The sequence below is a fragment of the Arthrobacter antibioticus genome, from assembly GCF_030063205.1.
Classification (GTDB): Bacteria; Actinomycetota; Actinomycetes; order Actinomycetales; family Micrococcaceae; genus Specibacter.
In genome coordinates, this window is sequence record NZ_JASISQ010000001.1 from 989,540 (window position 1) to 1,006,413 (window position 16,874).

Genomic DNA, 16,874 nt, shown 5'->3' on the forward strand with positions numbered 1-16,874 from the left:
CGTCATGCCTCCCATTATCGCCGATCTTCACTAAGCGGAGGATGCAAAGGGCGTCTGGAACAGATCAAAAGACCCGATGGAGCACGGGCGTCCTTGCCGCAACTAGCGAAATCGCGAAGCTTCCCACCAGAGTCACCCCGTAGGCTCCAGCAATCGCCGGAAGCGATGTTGCACCTAGAACTGTCGGCACATTCAACCGAATTGCCTCAAAAATAACGAGATGAACCAAAAACACACCAAAAGAAGCGTTTGACAGAGAGACCAGCGCGTTTCCAAAGCGCGGCGGGATAGTGATGAACTCACACACTGAGAGTCCGACGACGAACATGCCAAGGGCTGACAAGGCAACGCCTGCACCAAGATAGGAGACGGGAAGAAGGGAATCCAGGAGTGGAAATATACCCCGATGCCCGTAGTGCCAGACAGTGAAGATCAGCAGCGCGGCTGTGCTCGCGGCCGAGGCAAGGAGAGCAAGGCCCCTGATCCGGAGATTGCGCAAGGCATACCCTGCCGCAAAATAGCCCAGATAAGGTATCCAATAGGTAAAAATATTCAGTGAGATGGGTCGGGAAACACCAAAAAATCCCATCACTCCCGAACCCATGAACGCCAGAGTAGTCACTGATAGCAGCAAAATTGCGGTGATTAGGGCGCGAGATCTGCCTTTACCAACAATAAATAGCGCCAGTACAGGCGCCATCGCGTAAAGGCCCAAAATAAGCCATAGAAAGTACAACTGAGTGAAGATAGAGCTGTCATATACTAGCTGCAGAATCCGCGTGCCAGATAGGCTCTCCTGGCGCATCCAAACGCGGACGCCAATCAGGTACACCGCATTCCAAAATATCAACGCCGGAATGAGTCTTATGGCTCGTTTTCTATAAAAAGACACTGGTGAGTTCACCACGAGACGAGAACTGAGGATTAGTGCGCCGGAGATCATCACAAACACTGGCACTACCCAAATAAATGATATGTCGATGGCTACCGCGGTCCACCAACCAAGTCCTTTTTTCGGATCTGCCCCTACTCGAAGCCCAAACACATGGATGGCTACCACGCCGCAAATACTCACGATACGTAAAATATCTAGGCCATAGTTGCGCGGATTGACTACAGTTCGTGGCGATGGTTTGGTTTTGTTCGTGTCTGCTGACTCCAGTGGCTCACTCATCCAGAAGTTAATTGCCAGGCTCGGGCTCGGTGTAGCCCCAGGTCCCGTCAGAAATTCCGGTTGCCACGGCCACCGGCGATTCAGCTCTATTGGCATCATCAATAGCGATCCGACGGGCCAACTTGGTCAGTGTTGTTTCCATGTGGCGGAACCGCTGATAGGTGGTGGCCATAAACACCAAAAAGCTAACGATTAAACCATAAAGCACCAGGTCTGTACCGCGACCGATGCCAAAGAACCGAGCCACATGGCTAAGGAGGCCGGGGAGAAAGATGGACAGTACGGCAACACCAGCAAAAACCACAAGTAAAATCCGACGTATAGCCATATGCCGGGCATTGGATCCGCCCCGCATGAGTGCTAACGAAACGGTGATAACAGCAAGGACGAGAGCAATCTGTACGACTATTTGCACGATTTCACCTCAGGAATAGATCTGCGAGTATGTTGACGGAATTTAGCAGGGATTGACCCTTGGCCTTTGAATAATCTGTATAGATGATCTCCACAGGCTGTTCAACCCATTTCGTCTTCATTTCGGCAAATTGATGGACTAGCTCAGAGGCATGAGCCATTCGGTTCTGCGTCAGGTTCACACGGCCCGCCACGCGGGGGCTAAAAGCGCGCAGCCCGTTGTGGGCATCCGTTAATGCCATGCCGGTGACTATGCGTGAGTGAATGGCCGCGGTTCGAAGAATCAAGCGCTTTACATGAGACAATTTGGTGCGTCTGTCAAGGAATCTTGACCCGAGCACAATTTCAGCCTCTCCGGATTTTATCCGCTCCGCCATGGCCTGTGCATCAACCACCCGGTGCTGACCATCGGCGTCAAAGGTGACTATGCAATCCAGCTTGGGATCGTTCAGCGCATACTCAATACCTGTCTGCAAGGAGGCTCCCTGCCCCAGGTTCACAGGATGTTGAATCACGACGGCGCCCGCGTCCCTAGCTACCTGTTGAGAGCCGTCGGTGCTGCCGTCATCGACGCAAACAACATAGGGGAACACCGTTCGTAGCCCTTTGATAACGGTGGCCACCACGGGCGCCTCGTTGTACATCGGGATAACTATCCAAGTTCGACTCACTGGATAAGTCTCCCATGTACTGTAACGTCCGGTTGGCTCTGGTTCTGCCGCAGCGGCTTCATTCTTGGGCTACCTCACTCAGCGCATGCGCCATCGCGAAGGGACCATGCATCAAATGTGCTGCGGTTCGTCCACGCAGCCGCCATACGGCACGGTCGGCCTCTGGATCGGCTGAAACAATGACATTAGATTCGCAAAATGTCTGCATCAACAAGGAATCTTTCATTAATGCCCTAGCCACTCGTCGTGACGCAAAGTTATGTTGTGCCAGCCTGCCTGCAATACCCAACACTCCTTCTTTTGCAGCCCATGACTTCACCAGGCCGGTAACCTTGCCGTCCATCGGAACTTTCAGTGCCACAACTTTCACTTCTGCATGGCTCAGCATTTCTGAAGAGTCGCCCTGAACTGCATGAACAGCTATGCAACGAATTTGGGCATCAGTCCCAGCCACTGACGTTTGTGCGTGTCGCCACAGCTCCTCGATGGCTGTGCCAGCACGATCTGTCCGACCCAGCAAAATAGCCAGTTGAATAGTGGGTGTCATGAGTGTGTCCCTTCATTTTTCTGCTTGGCAGCGCTGCTGTTCTCATTAGCACGGCTCTGCTGGTCAAGCTCCGTGCCAAGCTCACCAATGGCTGCCCGCAGACGAGTGGAACGCTCAAACTGTTGCCCAAACTCCCATGCGGCAGCCCAGCGTTCCGGGTCTGGGGCAGCAAGTTCCTGGGCGCAGGCCTCGAGTGCCGTCGCAATACCCTGCGGCGAAAGATCCTTAGCTTCGAACCAAAGCGGATAGTCCTTGAGCATAGAGGCGGCGGCACTGTCCGTGGCATGGATTGAAACAATGGGTAGACCTGTGGCAACGTACTCCGATGTTTTCCCGCCCGTCACATACTTTCCTGGTGGAAGAATCAGCAGGAGTGCATCGACGCTCTGATAAAAGCTGGCTACGTCGCGTTTAGAGATGGGGCCAGCATAAGCCAGTCCGCGGTGCACACCTGAATTAAATATGTCCACGACAGGCGCCGGAACGAGCCCTGTAGGGCTGAGCTTCCCGCGGAAGACTGCCTGTGCGGCTGGTGCATTGTCCGCACCAAAAGCAAGATCCCACCCATCCAGGAATTCTTTCAAAGGGACCGCCGTGTATTGCAGGGTTCCCAGATAGCCAAAGCGTGCAATGGTAGTCACCTTAACAGCAGCCTGTGCGTGACCTGGCTGTGGATCAAATCCGTTGGGCACTACCCGCATAGTTGCCCGTGTGTCTGGGTACCTACGAGCATATTCATGAGCGATTGGATCGTTGACGAACCACGTTTGTAGCGCTTGCTGCAAAAATTGATGTTCCATAAGTCCGCGTTCAGAGGTGGTGCTGAAAATCTCCGCTCCAGTGAAGGTGCTGAATGACCAAGCATCCCGATAATCCAAAACATAAGGGACTCCCGTCAATTCTTTCGCGATCTTGAAGGACACATAGGGGCTGGCAGAAGCCATGACAAGATCAACACGATGCTCTAGATGTATCCGTCGCGCTTCACTGCTTGCAGGGGTAAACCACAAACCATGGAAATTTTCCGGAAAATCTCTGCGGCTGCGCCGACGGAACAGTTCCTTCCAGATATAGGGCGCCTCGATGCGAAGCCTAGAATAACGCCGAAGATCACGCCGGTTCGGTTCCTCCGAGCCACCGTCTACTACGTGAACTACCTTGATTCGGGGATCAATCGATTTCACTAAACCGCTGTCAGTTCCTGTAACTTCTGCCCAAATACTCCCATCTACCGTGAGGACTGTGACGTCCCATCCAGCGTCAACAAACTCGTTGGCGACTGCCGTGCAGCGGTAAACCGACGACGCAGAGCTGGGAGGGAACGCAAACGCAATGTAGAGCAGATGCCGTCGTTTCATACTTCTTGCTCCGATTCTGTAAGGTCGCTCGTCGATGTCCTGAAGGGTTTTGGTGCCAAGAACACGATTGCAAAGTGTGGTTCCAGCACTAGCGGGCTCATGAACTGCTAACGACAATCATCGACAGTGCAGCTTTCATTACTTCTACAGGTCCGCAACTGGCCAGAGACGCTGACGTAACTGTCAAGCCTATAAGGAATCGGTGCCCCTGATACCAAGACTCTTTATAAACGATCGTTCTAGTTCTCGCTGTGCGAGACAGGCAGCGGGCGGGCTTCTGAGATCGCCCGTAGTATTGGAGTGATTCTTCCGCTGCATTTCTGGAGTAAATTTGAAAAATCTGCGCCGCACCCTTGGCCAGCTGTTGCCTTTGCTTCCCTCCAATGCGAGAAATTTTCTGTTCCTCTTTGCATCCCTATCCTCTGTGCTCGTTCTTTTGGATGCCGCAGCATTAGGCGTGTTCGCGCTGGTACTCAACCAGATCATGCAGACACAGTCGGCCGGGGGCACCATGACGTTGCCTCTCATCGGTGCGATCTCCGAAAATACAGGTTTGATCATCTTGATATCGTCGGCAGCGGTGATGATTCTGAAGTCATTTTTGAACATCTGGCTGCAATGGGTCTCAACAAGGAAATTCGCGGATTACGAGCTTCAGATCGGCACAGTTCTGTTCCAGAGCTATATAAAAGCACCCTGGATATCCCGCCAAAACAGGTCAACGAGTGAACTTGTCAGGATGATCGATGTTGGGATTGCGAACACAATCGCCGGGGTGCTATTTCCCGCCGTGGTGCTGCCAGCACAAGCACTCACGTTCTTGTCCGTGTTCGTTATTTTGGTTGTGGCCTCTTGGCAAACTGCCATTATTACAGTGATCTATCTGGGCATCATTGCGGCGTTTCTTTATTTGTATCTCTCCAAAAAGTCATACGAAGCTGGACGCGTCAACAGGGATGCAGCCATGCGCATGTCGACTCTCGTCGCGGAGATGCTGGCGGCGCTCAAGGAGATCACCCTCCGGGATAAAGCCGATGAGGTTGGCGAGGTGGTGTATATCAGTCGGGAGAGGGCTGCACGCTCCCGCTCCAATATTCGTTTTTTGGCCACAGTGCCAAAATTTGTGATTGACATGGCTTTGATCGGCGGATTCGTACTGATCGGCACCGTAGGATTCCTCACCGGTGGTATTGGCACGGCCATGTCCTCTGTGGCGATATTCGCCTTGGCAGGATTCAAGATGGTACCGGCACTAACCACCATCCAGTCACAAGTGACCCTCGTTCAATCCACGTTGCCCTATACCGAACTTGTCATGGCGGACATCCGGGAGGCTGAGGATTTCCGTAATAATGCTGAGAAATTGGGTAAGACGCCCATTAGCGGCGACCCGAAAATATTGGAACTTCGCAATGTTGAATTCACCTATCCAGGTGTAAAAACTCCCGCACTAACCAATATCAATCTCACACTTCCCTTGGGCTCTTCAATTGGTGTGGTGGGTCAATCGGGAGCTGGAAAGTCCACGTTGATTGATATCTTCCTTGGCCTGCTGGTGCCATCTAGCGGCTCCATGACCCTCGACGGCGTCCCGCTGGAAGACGTATTGGCTGACTGGCGAAAGCGCGTTGGTTATGTTCCACAGGAAGTCGCTATTTTTGATGGCAGCGTTGCCCAAAACGTGGCCTTGTCCTGGGGCGGAGAGCTGGATGAGGATCGTGTCCGCACCTCCCTCGCCAAGGCTCAGTTGCTAGAGACAGTAGAGGCCAGACCGAATGGAATCCACGGCCGTGTGGGGGAACGGGGAGGCTCGCTCTCAGGTGGACAGCGGCAACGTCTTGGCATCGCACGGGCGCTTTACATGGATCCCCTAGTCTTAGTGCTGGACGAAGCTACCAGCGCCTTGGACACCGCTACCGAAGCCGCCGTTGCCACTGCCATTCGTGAACTCGACGGGGAAGTAACAGTGATCTCCGTTGCCCACCGCTTGTCCACGATCCGTGACTGCTCCCAAGTGTTCTTCATGAGCGAAGGGACTATTGAGACCCGGGGAAGCTTTGACGAGGTCGTGGCCGCGAATCCAAGCTTTGCCCAGCAAGCAGCCCTTGCCGGACTGACGATCTTGGCGGCAGTGCCGGATCAGGAGCCCTAACCCCAGCTATTTGATCTGGCGGACGCACTCGTTTTCCTGAACTCGCCAGCCGTGTTGGTTCAGCTAGCACCGTTGTGCCAACAAGCTGGCCGTCGCTTCAGCGTTGACTTCAGCGTTGTACCGCCGAGCCCAGAGTTCCTGCGGCGCATAGGCTCCAGGGGCTGCAGACATTACTTGTAGCAGTTTTTCAGCCAGTTCCTCGTCGGTGAAATCTGCCGCTATCAGTTCGCCGGTTTCAAGGGCTTCTCCAACAATTTCAGCCGTACCACCCACATCCGTTGCGACCACGGGAATGCCGTATGAAATGGCTTCCATGATGCTCACCGGTACGCCTTCAGAGTTGCTGACATTGATAAATGCCGCAATTTTATGGGTTCTGTAGTAGTCCATAATTTCCTCATGGGGCGTGTTCCCCCGGACCTCAACCTTCAGCTCGGGACGTGCCAATTCAAGAGCAGCCGCACGCTCTCGGAGCTCTGCCTCCAACGCGCCACCACCGAAATGGATCCACTTCAGTGATGTCTCCATCGGTAGTTGCTCCAGTGCATCCAGAATTCGAGCAACCCGCTTCACAGGAATCACGTACGAGCAGCTCACGACTGTCCAGGCAGCGTCATCAGAACTCTCAGTGTTTACTTCCACTGTTTGCCGCATGGGTTCATCCGATGTCAGGGGTGCGGCACTCCCCAACCGTCGGACAGTAATCTTCTCAGCGAGGCTTTGGTGCGGATACTTATCCAAAAGGTACTGGCGTGATGACTCGGAAATCGCCAGGATCCTGTCAGCCCGTCTAAAAAGGGCCGGCCGGAACGGGAGATAAACGGGTTCTTCTTCATAGAGGTCATAACGGTGAAGTCGCAGGTTAACGGAGCCAACATGTCCCCGAATCCAAGGAACGAGCATTCCGATACCCATCCCCCAGAAGCTGTAAACAGTGGTTTGAACCCCATCTTCGTACAGCGAGTCTTTGAGTCGGGCGTCGTTAGCCAATCCCATCCCAGCGATAGTCCCGGCCACGAAGGTGCGAAAGTGTCCGGATAAACGTCCTGTCCGGGCTTCAACGAAGGTGACAGTGGCCAGCCGACTCAAATTTGCAGGTGAGAGCAGTGCCTTAATCTTCTCCGCACGCGAAATTCCATACAGGCTCCCCCCAAACCTCACGTTGGAGGGCAGGTCAACCATTTCTGCTGACAGTCCCGGAGCATAATTGAATACAACCACCTCGTCGAATTTGGCGGCCAGTGCCGGCATCTCGGAGGCAATAAAGACATGGTCCCCATTCCTGAACGGATACTGGTTTGCCAGCAGAACAAGTCGACGCAGAGTCATATTTACTTCCTTCGTGGCGGTTGGGCCGGTCATGATCGGGCCACAGCGGTTAGGTACGCGTTATCAAAGAGTGCACCGACAGCTGTCGGTGAGAAACGAGACCGGATCGGAGCAGCAATACTTTCAGCGCGAACATCATGGAAGGCCTCTACTGCGCTGAGCACTGCTGCCCCCAGCTTTGCGGGGCTGACCTCGTCAACCATTCTGCTGTTGGAGTCATCGGCATAGTCGCTGAAGCCACCCACGCGGGTTGCCACCACAGCACGACCTGCAGCCAGTGCCTCGGCAGCAGAAGTAAAGAAGTTCTCCTGAGCCGTGGGCAGGAAAAACAAGTCCGCGGCGGACAAGTGTGCTGCCACCTCAGCGGGTCTCACCAATCCCGCCAGGGTGACCTGTGAAGACAGGCCAAGTTCGGTGATCAGCGCCTCGCAGTCAGCACGCTGAGGCCCGTCACCCACCCAGGTCAGGTGTGTTTGCGTACCCTGCTCGCGTAGCCAGGCCACTGTCTCGATGCTTGCCAGTGGTCGTTTTCGCGGGATGAGAGCACCCACCGCCACCAATCGCAAAGGAGTTCCGAAGTTGCTCGGTTGCACTGGGCCACCTCCCTTGACCACGCATGGCACTACTCGCGCCGCGGCTGGCCGAGCGAAACGTTGCATCTCTTGGGTCAGCTGACCGGTCACACCCGTCACAACATGGGGCAAACGCAGCACATGGCGTAGCCCCGAGAGCCTTTCCCACGTGGGTGAGACGCTTGCAGGATTCACCACCCCATTCCAATGTTCGGTGTGCACCCAAGGCCTCCCCCGGCCCAAGGCCGTGCGGCTAATCCAGGCAGGCGACGTAAGAAGGGCCGCAGAGAAAGCCATTGAGTGAACCACATCTGCCCACGCCATCTCGCGTATGAGTTGCCGCTGGCAAGCCAGTAGGGTCACAGGACGTTTGGGATCTGCAGGAAGGCGATGTACCGGAACTCCTTCCCACCGGTCATTGGTCCGCGAAGGCATGGCAAGGGAAGATCCTAAACGGACGTGCACCACCCGCACCTCATGGCCTTGTCCACGGATGGCTTTAACGTGTTCAGCATTGAACGGGGCTTCAGCCGGGCGTTCCTCGTGGGGATACCACGTGGCAATGACCAAAATCTTCATGGTTTCCTTCTATGGAGCCGTGGTTGGAGGATCAGTGCAGGAAAGCGGAAGCGCTCATGAAACGCAGCGGCGCCTCGGGATGCAATAGCGCAGAGATGTCTCGGGGAAACCAGGTAAGAGGACTTGAAAACGTTCTCCGGCCGGTAGCGAGCATCTCCATAGAGGCTGGGTCGGACACCTTCTTCACCACAGCATCAAGGAGCCTGCGATCGGCCACCGACAAGGGCCGCACGGCTTGGGGTGCCGCGAAAAGCAGCAGCTGTGCCACTACGGCCATCTCGGCGGCATCTTGGGCACACCAGGTTCCGGTATTGGCGCGAAGCATGACATGGCTGAACACGTGGATACGGACAAGTTTGGTCACTACCGCGGTGCGTTCTTTAAGGGACAGCCCGGTAAACCAATCGGACTCCACAAGGTCAGTGGCAAACGCCAAGTCCTCGGTAATGGAGCGAGGTGTTGCAGTGACTCGCCCCACAGCATCATCGTGGACCAGATAGCGAGGTAATCCGCGCCCGTAGCTGATAGGTACGCCGGAGAACCAGAGTTTCGCCGAAAATAATTGGTCTTCCCCAGTTGCGTACTTCGTAGGGAAACCCAGCTCGAGCGAGCGAACAGTTGAAAGTCGCAAGAGCCCCAAGGGCGCAGTTCGGTAGGTGAGACGGTCTGCCACTGGATCCAGTCTGGCGCTTCTGTTGCGCCGAACCACAGGCGTTCGGATCGGGCCGCCACCAGCATGGGCCATCGGTGCAATCAAAACGTCGGCGTTATCGTCCTCAGCAGCCTGAACCCAACGCGCCAAAGCTCCCGGCTCCACCGCATCGTCGCTGCCCATGATGGACACCCAAGTGCCGGTGGCGAGGGCGATTCCATGGTTAAAAGGTCCGGCCGGGCTCGTAATACCGTCTTCGTACCGGATAAAGCGGACATGATTTTGATGTTCGGTTCCCACTCGCGCCATGATGGGAGCCACCGCCGTATTGTGACAAACCACAGTGACTCGCAGCCCGTGAGGGGACTCGGGGCTCGTGGGCAACCCGCCGGCCAGCAGTGACGCTACAGCACGTTCAATGGGCCGGTCTGGCGTGTGCACAGCAATGACAACGTCAACGAGCACTGAATCCTGAATATCGTTCTCCACCCAGTAAGGTTATCGCGGAACCTTGGAACCAACCCTGTGCAGGAGCCCACCACCATGACCCAGACCATCGAAGTCATCATCCCCGTGCATGACCCGGTGCGCCCCTTGGATCGTGCACTTCGATCCGTCTTGGCGCAACGTACGGAACTGACTGAGCTCGGCGTCGAACTGCGTGTCACGGTGGTGTGCCACAACATTGCCATACAGGAAATTTCCGGAACGCTCCCTCCGTTGTTGGTTATGGACGACGCCGTCACCTGGCTTCAGTGCACTGACGGCACCAAGTCTCCTGCCGGGCCGCGCAACGCAGCACTCGAGGCCAGCAGTGCAACGTATCTATGTTTCCTTGACTCGGACGACTATTTGGAACAACGTTCACTGTCGGGATGGTGGAAGGTGGCACAAGAACACCACGCTGCAGCTGTCATCGCCCCACTACGAACTCCAGAAGGCCTGATCTTACGTTCACCGAGGATCCGCCCGAACAAGCCTGCGATGCTTGACCCGCTGAAGGATGGTTTGGCGTATCGGAGCGTTCCTTATGGTTTGTTGCGACTGTCAGCGTTGCATGATTGCGGGTTTCGTTATGCCGACGGCATATCAATCGGGGAAGACTTGGAAACAACACTTAAATTATGGTTCAGGGGCGGACCGATCGTCTATCCGTATGGGGCCCCGGCTTACCATCAGACTGATGATTCCGGTTCGGATAGGGTGACCAGCAGTGTTCGGCCGTTGGCTGACGAGTTCCGCTGGCTAGGAGCTTTGGTTCATGCACCCTGGCTACTTGATGCGACACTTGCCGAGCGCCGCAGTATCGCTTTGAAGCTCATGCGAGTCCACGGCATCGGCGCACTTCTGCGTCGAGGCGCAGGCACTAACGGGGCTATCAGTGGTTTGTGGTCGCCTAGCGAACAAGACTCGTGGGCTACCATCCGCAGCCAGCTGCTGGCTCTTGCTGGTGGCGCACTTCCGGCTCTAAGCCACCGGGATGCAGCCCTGGCTCTGGCAGCAGCAAAGGCCCAGAATGACGACCAGATGCGCGCCGCTGTTGCACGGCATTCTCAAGCAGGCCGCCTTGCCGAGCTCCTACCTAACTCTCCGCTGGCAGTGCTGTCACCAGATTCTGTGCTCCGACACTACGTCAATGAGCGGCTTCGAACGAATTCCGCACTGTTCGACCTCCGCTAGGCTTGAATCATGCGAATCTTGAGTGTTGTTGGCGCGCGTCCCCAGTTTGTAAAATTAGCCCCGATAGCGAAGGCGTTAATGGACCGGGCCGAACACGTGATTGTCCACACTGGACAGCACTATGACGAGCTCATGTCCGATGTTTTCTTTCAGGATCTTGGTATCCCCGCCCCGAATTACAACCTCGGTATTGGGTCCGGGCAGCACGGCGAACAAACCGGTGCCATGTTGGCTGGCCTGGAAACGGTGTTTGAGGAGGCACAACCTGACGTTGTGCTGGTTTACGGTGACACTAATTCCACCTTGGCAGCAGCCCTAGCGGCAGTAAAAATGCATATTCCTGTGGCACACCTTGAAGCCGGGCTGCGCTCTTTTAACCGCCGTATGCCTGAAGAACACAACCGTGTGCTGACGGACCACGCCTCCGATCTGCTGCTGTCCCCCACCAAGGTTGGCATGGGGCATCTAGCAAACGAAGGACTGGCGGATAGGTCCGTCATGGTTGGGGATGTTATGACAGATGTTCTGTTCACAGTGCGTGAGGGGTTGCGCAGAAATACCCAAGCTCTCCCCTCCCGGATGGAAGCGGGCAACTATTATGTATGCACCATCCACCGTCCAGACAATACTGACTCCCCGGAACGCTTGTGCGCCATCATTGATTCGCTTTCCGGACTCAGCAAACCGGTGCTGCTACTGGCTCACCCTCGGCTACAAGCCCTAGCCGCAAAACACGACATTGATCTGTCCGTAGGCTCCATTGTCCTTCATGACCCGCTTGCCTACCCACAGTTAGTTAACGCAGTAATGCACAGCTCGGGGGTGGTCACGGACTCGGGCGGTTTGCAAAAAGAGGCCTTCCTGCTGCGCGTGCCGTGCACCACGCTCCGTCCCGAAACCGAGTGGGTAGAGACTGTCCAGCTCGGCTGGAACATACTTGTCAATGACGACCTCACCCAGCTTGGCGCAGCTGTTGAGCGCCCTGTGCCAGCCCCAACCGACGCTGCACCCTATGGCGACGGCCACGCTGCCACACGCACCGCAGACGCATTGTTGGCACGCTTCGCTAAGTAGGCATTACAAAGAAGGAAGGCGTCAATACTTACTTGTGAAGTCCCAGGACTAAACTCGCTGCAGTTTTCCCTGATGCGATCAAGGAGGCGTTTTCCCGAACCCACTCAACCTTGATGGCACTAATACTTCTCGCTCCTGTGGGGGCTTCTTCCAGCATCTTGACCATCGCAGCGGCAACACTGCCAACATTGTATGGGGCAACAATGCCCAGCCCACCTTCCTCCACGATTGCCGCCCCAGCACCCTGCCCCGCAAAGACCACTGGGACTCCACACCCGGCTGCAGCGTAAATTTTCGTTGGTTTGGCAAAGTCGTATCCTTGGCCTGGCTTGATGCTCACCAGCGCCCCTGCCGCACCACGGATCCATTCGGCAACTGCGCCCGGCTGGACAACACCGCCGAACCTGACGCCACCAGGGGCCAGCTCGTTCGAGACTTCCTTCAGATGCTCTTCATCAGTACCTTGACCAAAAAATATAATCTCAGCATCCGGAAAGTGTTCGCGAACAATCGGCAGCGCCTGAACAAAAATGTCAGCTCCCTGCCACTCACTCATGGTCCCCGTATAAATAAAATACGGGCGTTCAGCTGACGCCGTGTTTCCCTTGGGAGTAAAAATATTGGTATCCACACCGTTGCCCACAACGACAATGCGATCAGCCGGAACATTGAATTTGGCAACCTGTTCTGCCACAGGTTCCGATACAGCGATGACTTGTGCGGCGCGGCGGAGCACAAAGCCCTCTGCCCTACCCAGTACCTTTTTAACGATGGGTGCAACGTCCATCGCGGATAGCGCCTCACTCCAGATGTCAGCCGCATAGTAAACATACGGGCGACGGCGGATGAGTGAGGAGATTGCTACAACAACACCCGTGGTGGGCGGTGGTTCACAGACCACTACGTCGGCTTTGGTCACCAGCAGACGAAAAAACGCAGGAATATCAAAACTGAGATACTGCAGATAGCCGCGAACATATCCTCCTGAGTCCCGCAACACTGGCCACCGGCTGAGTTTGTAGGACGGCTTGAACACCGGCGCCCCCAGCGGAAGCTGGGTGGTCAGCACCTTCACCTCGGCACCCTGAGCAACGAGCCCGTCAACGAGGGCTTTTAAACGGAATGCTGCTGCCCCTACCTCCGGTGCATAAAGCCTGGTGGTAACAACAACTTTCATTCGGTTTTGTGTACTCATTATGAAGGAATTCTTACACTTTGCCCGGAAATGGAGGATTCCAGTACTGCTTCTGCAACAACGAGAGTGTCTTGTCCTTCGGCCATGGTGACGACGTCATTACGTAGTCCAAGCACGGCATCACGGAAGGCTTCGTGTTCGGTGCGCAATGGCTCCGGCTTGGCGATGGCCAGGCGGGTCACATTGCCCTCAGACACACCCCGGAATGCTGCCATGGACTCCCATTCGGTTGCCACAGTACCGTTTTCGAAGAACGTCAGATCAGCAGTGACAGTGTCCGCGACGAATGCACCTTTTTCGCCCGTGACAATCGTTAGGCGTTCTTTCATGGGGGAAAGCCAGTTGACAAGATGGTTGGTGATCACTCCATTGGCGAGCTTGCCTGTTGCGGCAACCATGTCCTCGTGGGGGCGGCCACTGCGTGTTGTGGTCTGGGCAAATATTGATTCAAAGCGGCTCTGGGCAAGCCATGCTGTGAGGTCGATGTCGTGCGTACCCAGATCTTTCACTACACCAACATCAGCGATGCGTGAAGGGAAAGGTCCTTGTCGGCGGGTGGCAATCTGATAGACCTCCCCCAGTTCGCCGTCGGCGATACGCTTACGTAATGACTGCAGTGCAGGGTTGAAACGTTCGATGTGCCCCACAGCACCCACAAGCCCTTTCGCTGCGAAAGCCTCTACCAGTCGTTGACCTGCGGGGGCACTGGCTGCAATCGGCTTTTCAACCAGTGTGTGGATTCCGGCGTCGGCCAGCGCTAGTCCCACTTCTTCGTGCATGCCGGTGGGAACAGCCACCACGGCCATATCGAGACCGACGGCTATGAGTTCCTCAACAGTGTGCAATACGGGGAGTTCTTTGGTTACGCCATGCGGGTCCCCATAGGCGTCAGCCACAGCAACAAGATCAATACCGTCGACTTCACGGATTACTCTGGCATGGTGGCGACCCATCATCCCCAGACCGATCAGTCCTAGTCGCAGATTCGCCATGTTCACGCACCCGCCTTCACGATGGTGTTCACAGCAGCGACAATGCGGGCCAAATCATCCTGGCTCAGTGAAGGGTGCACCGGCAGGGACAGCACTTCCTTGGCCGCTATCTCGGTGTTGGGCAGGTCTTCTCCACTGTTGAACGAGGGAAGCCGGTGGTTGGGAACCGGATAGTACACACCGGAGCCAATGTTGAATTCGCTCCGCAAACGCGTATGCAAATCATCGCGGCCTTGTGGAACACGGATCGTGTACTGGTGGTAAACGTGCTCTGCTCCCTGCGCCACCTTCGGTGTTCCCACACCTTCTAGATTCGCGGTGAGAAAAGCGGCATTGTTCTGCCGTTGCTTAGTCCAGTCCGTGACTTTTTTCAGCTGCACGCGACCAATAGCAGCGTGCAAGTCGGTCATGCGATTGTTGAAACCGACCAGCTCGTTTTCATACTGCGTCTCCATACCTTGGTTACGAAGCAGACGCAGGTTCCGTTCCACCGTTGGGTCTGCGGTTGAGACCATGCCTCCCTCACCGGAAGTCATGTTCTTCGTGGGGTACAGGCTGAACATCCCAAACTTACCGAACGTGCCAACTTTCTTTCCGTTCAGGGCCGCGCCGTGGGCCTGCGCGGCGTCTTCATACAAATCAATGCCATGCTTATCGGCAAGAGCTGCAAATGCTTCTGCGGCAAAAGGGTGCCCGTACAGATGCACGGGCATGATGCCTTTGGTCTTGTCCGTGATGAGTGACTCCACATGAGCAATATCCAGTGCGTAATAGTCAAGTTCAATGTCTGCAAAAACCGGTGTTGCGCCGGTCAAAGCCACAGAATTGCCGGTTGCAGCAAAGGTGAAGGAAGGAACAATAACTTCATCTCCCGGACCCACTCCGGACGCAAGTAGGCCTAAATGCAGCCCGGAGGTACCGGAGTTAACCGCCACACTGACCCGGCCGTCAAGGAGAATCTGGGAGAATTCCGTTTCAAAATCGGCCACCTGCTGGCCCTGCGCCAACATGCCTGAGGTCATGACGGCGTCGACCGCTGCCCGTTCCTCGGCGCCAATGATCGGTTTTGCTGCGGGAATGAAGTCGTGGTTCATGCTTTGTCCTCTGCCTCTTTCAGGAGATTTTCATCTTCAATGTATTTTGCGCCAGTTTCAGGACAAACCCAGAAACCTTCATCGAGAGTCAGTGGGAAGCCGGCTTTTCCCACCCAACCCAAGCGGCGTGCCGGAACCCCGGCCATCAAAGCAAAAGCAGGCACGTCTTTTGTCACGACAGACCCTGCCGCAATGGTGGCCCAACGACCGATGGTCAGTGGTGCGATGCACACTGCCCGGGCGCCCACCGAGGCGCCGTCTTCAATGGTGACGCCGACAGGTGTCCAGTCGTGGGCACTCTTCAGCGTCCCGTCCGGGCTCACTGCGCGAGGGTAAGTATCGTTGGTCAACACTACTGCAGGTCCAATGAAGACCCCGTTGCCCAACACTGCGGGCTCATACACCAGTGCGTAGTTTTGAATTTTTGTGTTGTCACCGATTCGAACTCCGTTGCCAACGTAAGCTCCGCGACCCACGATGCAGTTCTCCCCAAGGATCGCATCTTCGCGAACTTGGGCCAGATGCCAAATTTTAGTTCCCTCCCCAAGAACTGCCTTCTCTGCAACATCGGCGCTGGGTGCGATAGTAACCATTGTGTGGGTTCCTTTGGGTGGGACGAGCTCAGTCGAGAGTTTGGGCTGATAGTCCGTGTATGGGTTGAGTAATCCTATTGATTGTCTCAAACTCGATGGTGTATCACTTGCCGAGTCATTATTGGAGGCTTAAGCGCTGGTAGATTTTCTCGGTACAGACCACGCTGATCAGGTAGATTCCTTGGTGTTTTTCCAGTCTTTTGGTTCAGTAATTTCCTTTTTTGCAGTAAATGCAGTTAGAAGAAACTTTTCATGGCAGCATTAACCACACATGGTCCGGTCCGTCTCAAGGAGTTTACAGAGTGGCGGGCATTAGCACGCGTTCATATTTCTTTGATCTGCAACCGATCCTCTATCATCGTGTATCAGTGTTGCTTGCAGGTCCCAGCGACTGATCGCGGATTTCAGCGCGTCACCGGTCAATCCGATATTCATCGGTAAACCGCTGAAGTAGCCCTGGATGTTTCTTGGAACAATCCATGCATCGCGTATTCGAGGCTCCCGCTGGTGCTTCTGCACAACAACATCAGCCAGCCCTGACTTATTGCCGGCTGTGGCTGTGAGCCCGGCCGCAGATGCTTAATTATGAGCAGGCTAGTCTGCTCTCTTCCCGACGGCCAGCTGACGTCGGATGGGCTAGTCAAACTTGCCCTCATTTCACAGCTGACCGAACCGGTCTGTGAAGGGATCCTCCGCTGTTCGTGCAGTAGCTCATCATAGATCACCAACCAATGCGCAAACCTGAGATGATCGTCATGAATGGCAAACGGTCGTTGGGTATATAGCGCCCGTATTCTG

General features: G+C 55.3%; 15 protein-coding genes. 3 read left to right on the forward strand and 12 right to left on the reverse strand.

The genetic code is table 11. From position 1 onward, the window contains the following. Positions 1-64: 64 nt before the first annotated feature. Genes QMG40_RS04580 through QMG40_RS04600 form a run of 5 tightly spaced genes read right to left on the reverse strand, consistent with a single transcriptional unit; the run spans position 65 to position 4,164 of the window. The gene (locus QMG40_RS04580; RefSeq protein WP_283528356.1) at positions 65-1,174 is read right to left on the reverse strand and encodes an acyltransferase; all 1,110 of its coding nucleotides are present in this window, start codon (positions 1,172-1,174) and stop codon (positions 65-67) included. A gap of 7 nt (positions 1,175-1,181) precedes the next feature. Beyond that, entirely contained in the window at positions 1,182-1,589 is a 408-nt protein-coding gene (locus QMG40_RS04585; protein WP_283528358.1) for a DUF2304 domain-containing protein, read from the reverse strand. A gap of 4 nt (positions 1,590-1,593) precedes the next feature. Then, positions 1,594-2,259 (reverse strand): glycosyltransferase family 2 protein, encoded by a 666-nt coding sequence (locus QMG40_RS04590; RefSeq protein ID WP_283528360.1) that lies wholly within the window; start codon positions 2,257-2,259, stop codon positions 1,594-1,596. A 58-nt stretch (positions 2,260-2,317) separates the two neighbouring features. Beyond that, a complete protein-coding gene (locus QMG40_RS04595) occupies positions 2,318-2,806 on the reverse strand; it encodes a hypothetical protein (protein ID WP_283528362.1) in 489 nt (162 codons plus the stop codon). Then, the gene (locus QMG40_RS04600) at positions 2,803-4,164 is read right to left on the reverse strand and encodes a glycosyltransferase (protein ID WP_283528364.1); all 1,362 of its coding nucleotides are present in this window, start codon (positions 4,162-4,164) and stop codon (positions 2,803-2,805) included. Before QMG40_RS04600 ends, QMG40_RS04595 begins: the two co-directional genes overlap by 4 nt. A gap of 331 nt (positions 4,165-4,495) precedes the next feature. Here QMG40_RS04600 and QMG40_RS04605 point away from each other — a divergent pair, with 331 nt between their 5' ends. Beyond that, a complete protein-coding gene (locus QMG40_RS04605) occupies positions 4,496-6,316 on the forward strand; it encodes an ABC transporter ATP-binding protein (RefSeq protein ID WP_283528366.1) in 1,821 nt (606 codons plus the stop codon). A 63-nt stretch (positions 6,317-6,379) separates the two neighbouring features. On the opposite strand, the gene QMG40_RS04610 is transcribed toward QMG40_RS04605, so the two are convergent. The 3 genes from QMG40_RS04610 to QMG40_RS04620 are packed head-to-tail and all read right to left on the reverse strand — an operon-like array spanning position 6,380 to position 9,937. Next, entirely contained in the window at positions 6,380-7,645 is a 1,266-nt protein-coding gene (locus QMG40_RS04610) for a glycosyltransferase (protein WP_283528368.1), read from the reverse strand. 29 nt (positions 7,646-7,674) lie between these two features. Continuing rightward, the gene (locus QMG40_RS04615; RefSeq protein ID WP_283528370.1) at positions 7,675-8,796 is read right to left on the reverse strand and encodes a glycosyltransferase; all 1,122 of its coding nucleotides are present in this window, start codon (positions 8,794-8,796) and stop codon (positions 7,675-7,677) included. 31 nt (positions 8,797-8,827) lie between these two features. Next, complete coding sequence (locus QMG40_RS04620) at positions 8,828-9,937, reverse strand: glycosyltransferase family 2 protein (RefSeq protein WP_283528372.1); 1,110 nt, start codon at positions 9,935-9,937, stop codon at positions 8,828-8,830. Between the two features lie 54 nt (positions 9,938-9,991). Here QMG40_RS04620 and QMG40_RS04625 point away from each other — a divergent pair, with 54 nt between their 5' ends. Continuing rightward, the gene (locus QMG40_RS04625) at positions 9,992-11,128 is read left to right on the forward strand and encodes a glycosyltransferase family A protein (RefSeq protein ID WP_283528374.1); all 1,137 of its coding nucleotides are present in this window, start codon (positions 9,992-9,994) and stop codon (positions 11,126-11,128) included. A 9-nt stretch (positions 11,129-11,137) separates the two neighbouring features. Continuing rightward, positions 11,138-12,202, forward strand: coding sequence for a non-hydrolyzing UDP-N-acetylglucosamine 2-epimerase (gene wecB, locus QMG40_RS04630; protein WP_283528376.1), 1,065 nt, complete (start codon positions 11,138-11,140; stop codon positions 12,200-12,202). Between the two features lie 28 nt (positions 12,203-12,230). Here the strand turns inward: wecB and QMG40_RS04635 are convergent, their stop codons facing one another. The 4 genes from QMG40_RS04635 to QMG40_RS04650 are packed head-to-tail and all read right to left on the reverse strand — an operon-like array spanning position 12,231 to position 16,076. Next, a complete protein-coding gene (locus tag QMG40_RS04635) occupies positions 12,231-13,379 on the reverse strand; it encodes a glycosyltransferase family 4 protein (RefSeq protein ID WP_283528378.1) in 1,149 nt (382 codons plus the stop codon). A 17-nt stretch (positions 13,380-13,396) separates the two neighbouring features. After that, positions 13,397-14,389: a Gfo/Idh/MocA family protein gene (locus QMG40_RS04640; protein ID WP_283528646.1), complete on the reverse strand. Its 993-nt coding sequence runs from the start codon at positions 14,387-14,389 to the stop codon at positions 13,397-13,399. A 2-nt stretch (positions 14,390-14,391) separates the two neighbouring features. Then, a complete protein-coding gene (locus QMG40_RS04645) occupies positions 14,392-15,483 on the reverse strand; it encodes a DegT/DnrJ/EryC1/StrS family aminotransferase (RefSeq protein WP_283528380.1) in 1,092 nt (363 codons plus the stop codon). Next, positions 15,480-16,076, reverse strand: coding sequence for an acyltransferase (locus QMG40_RS04650; protein ID WP_283528382.1), 597 nt, complete (start codon positions 16,074-16,076; stop codon positions 15,480-15,482). The genes QMG40_RS04645 and QMG40_RS04650 overlap by 4 nt, the downstream gene beginning before the upstream one ends. Positions 16,077-16,874 lie beyond the last annotated feature (798 nt).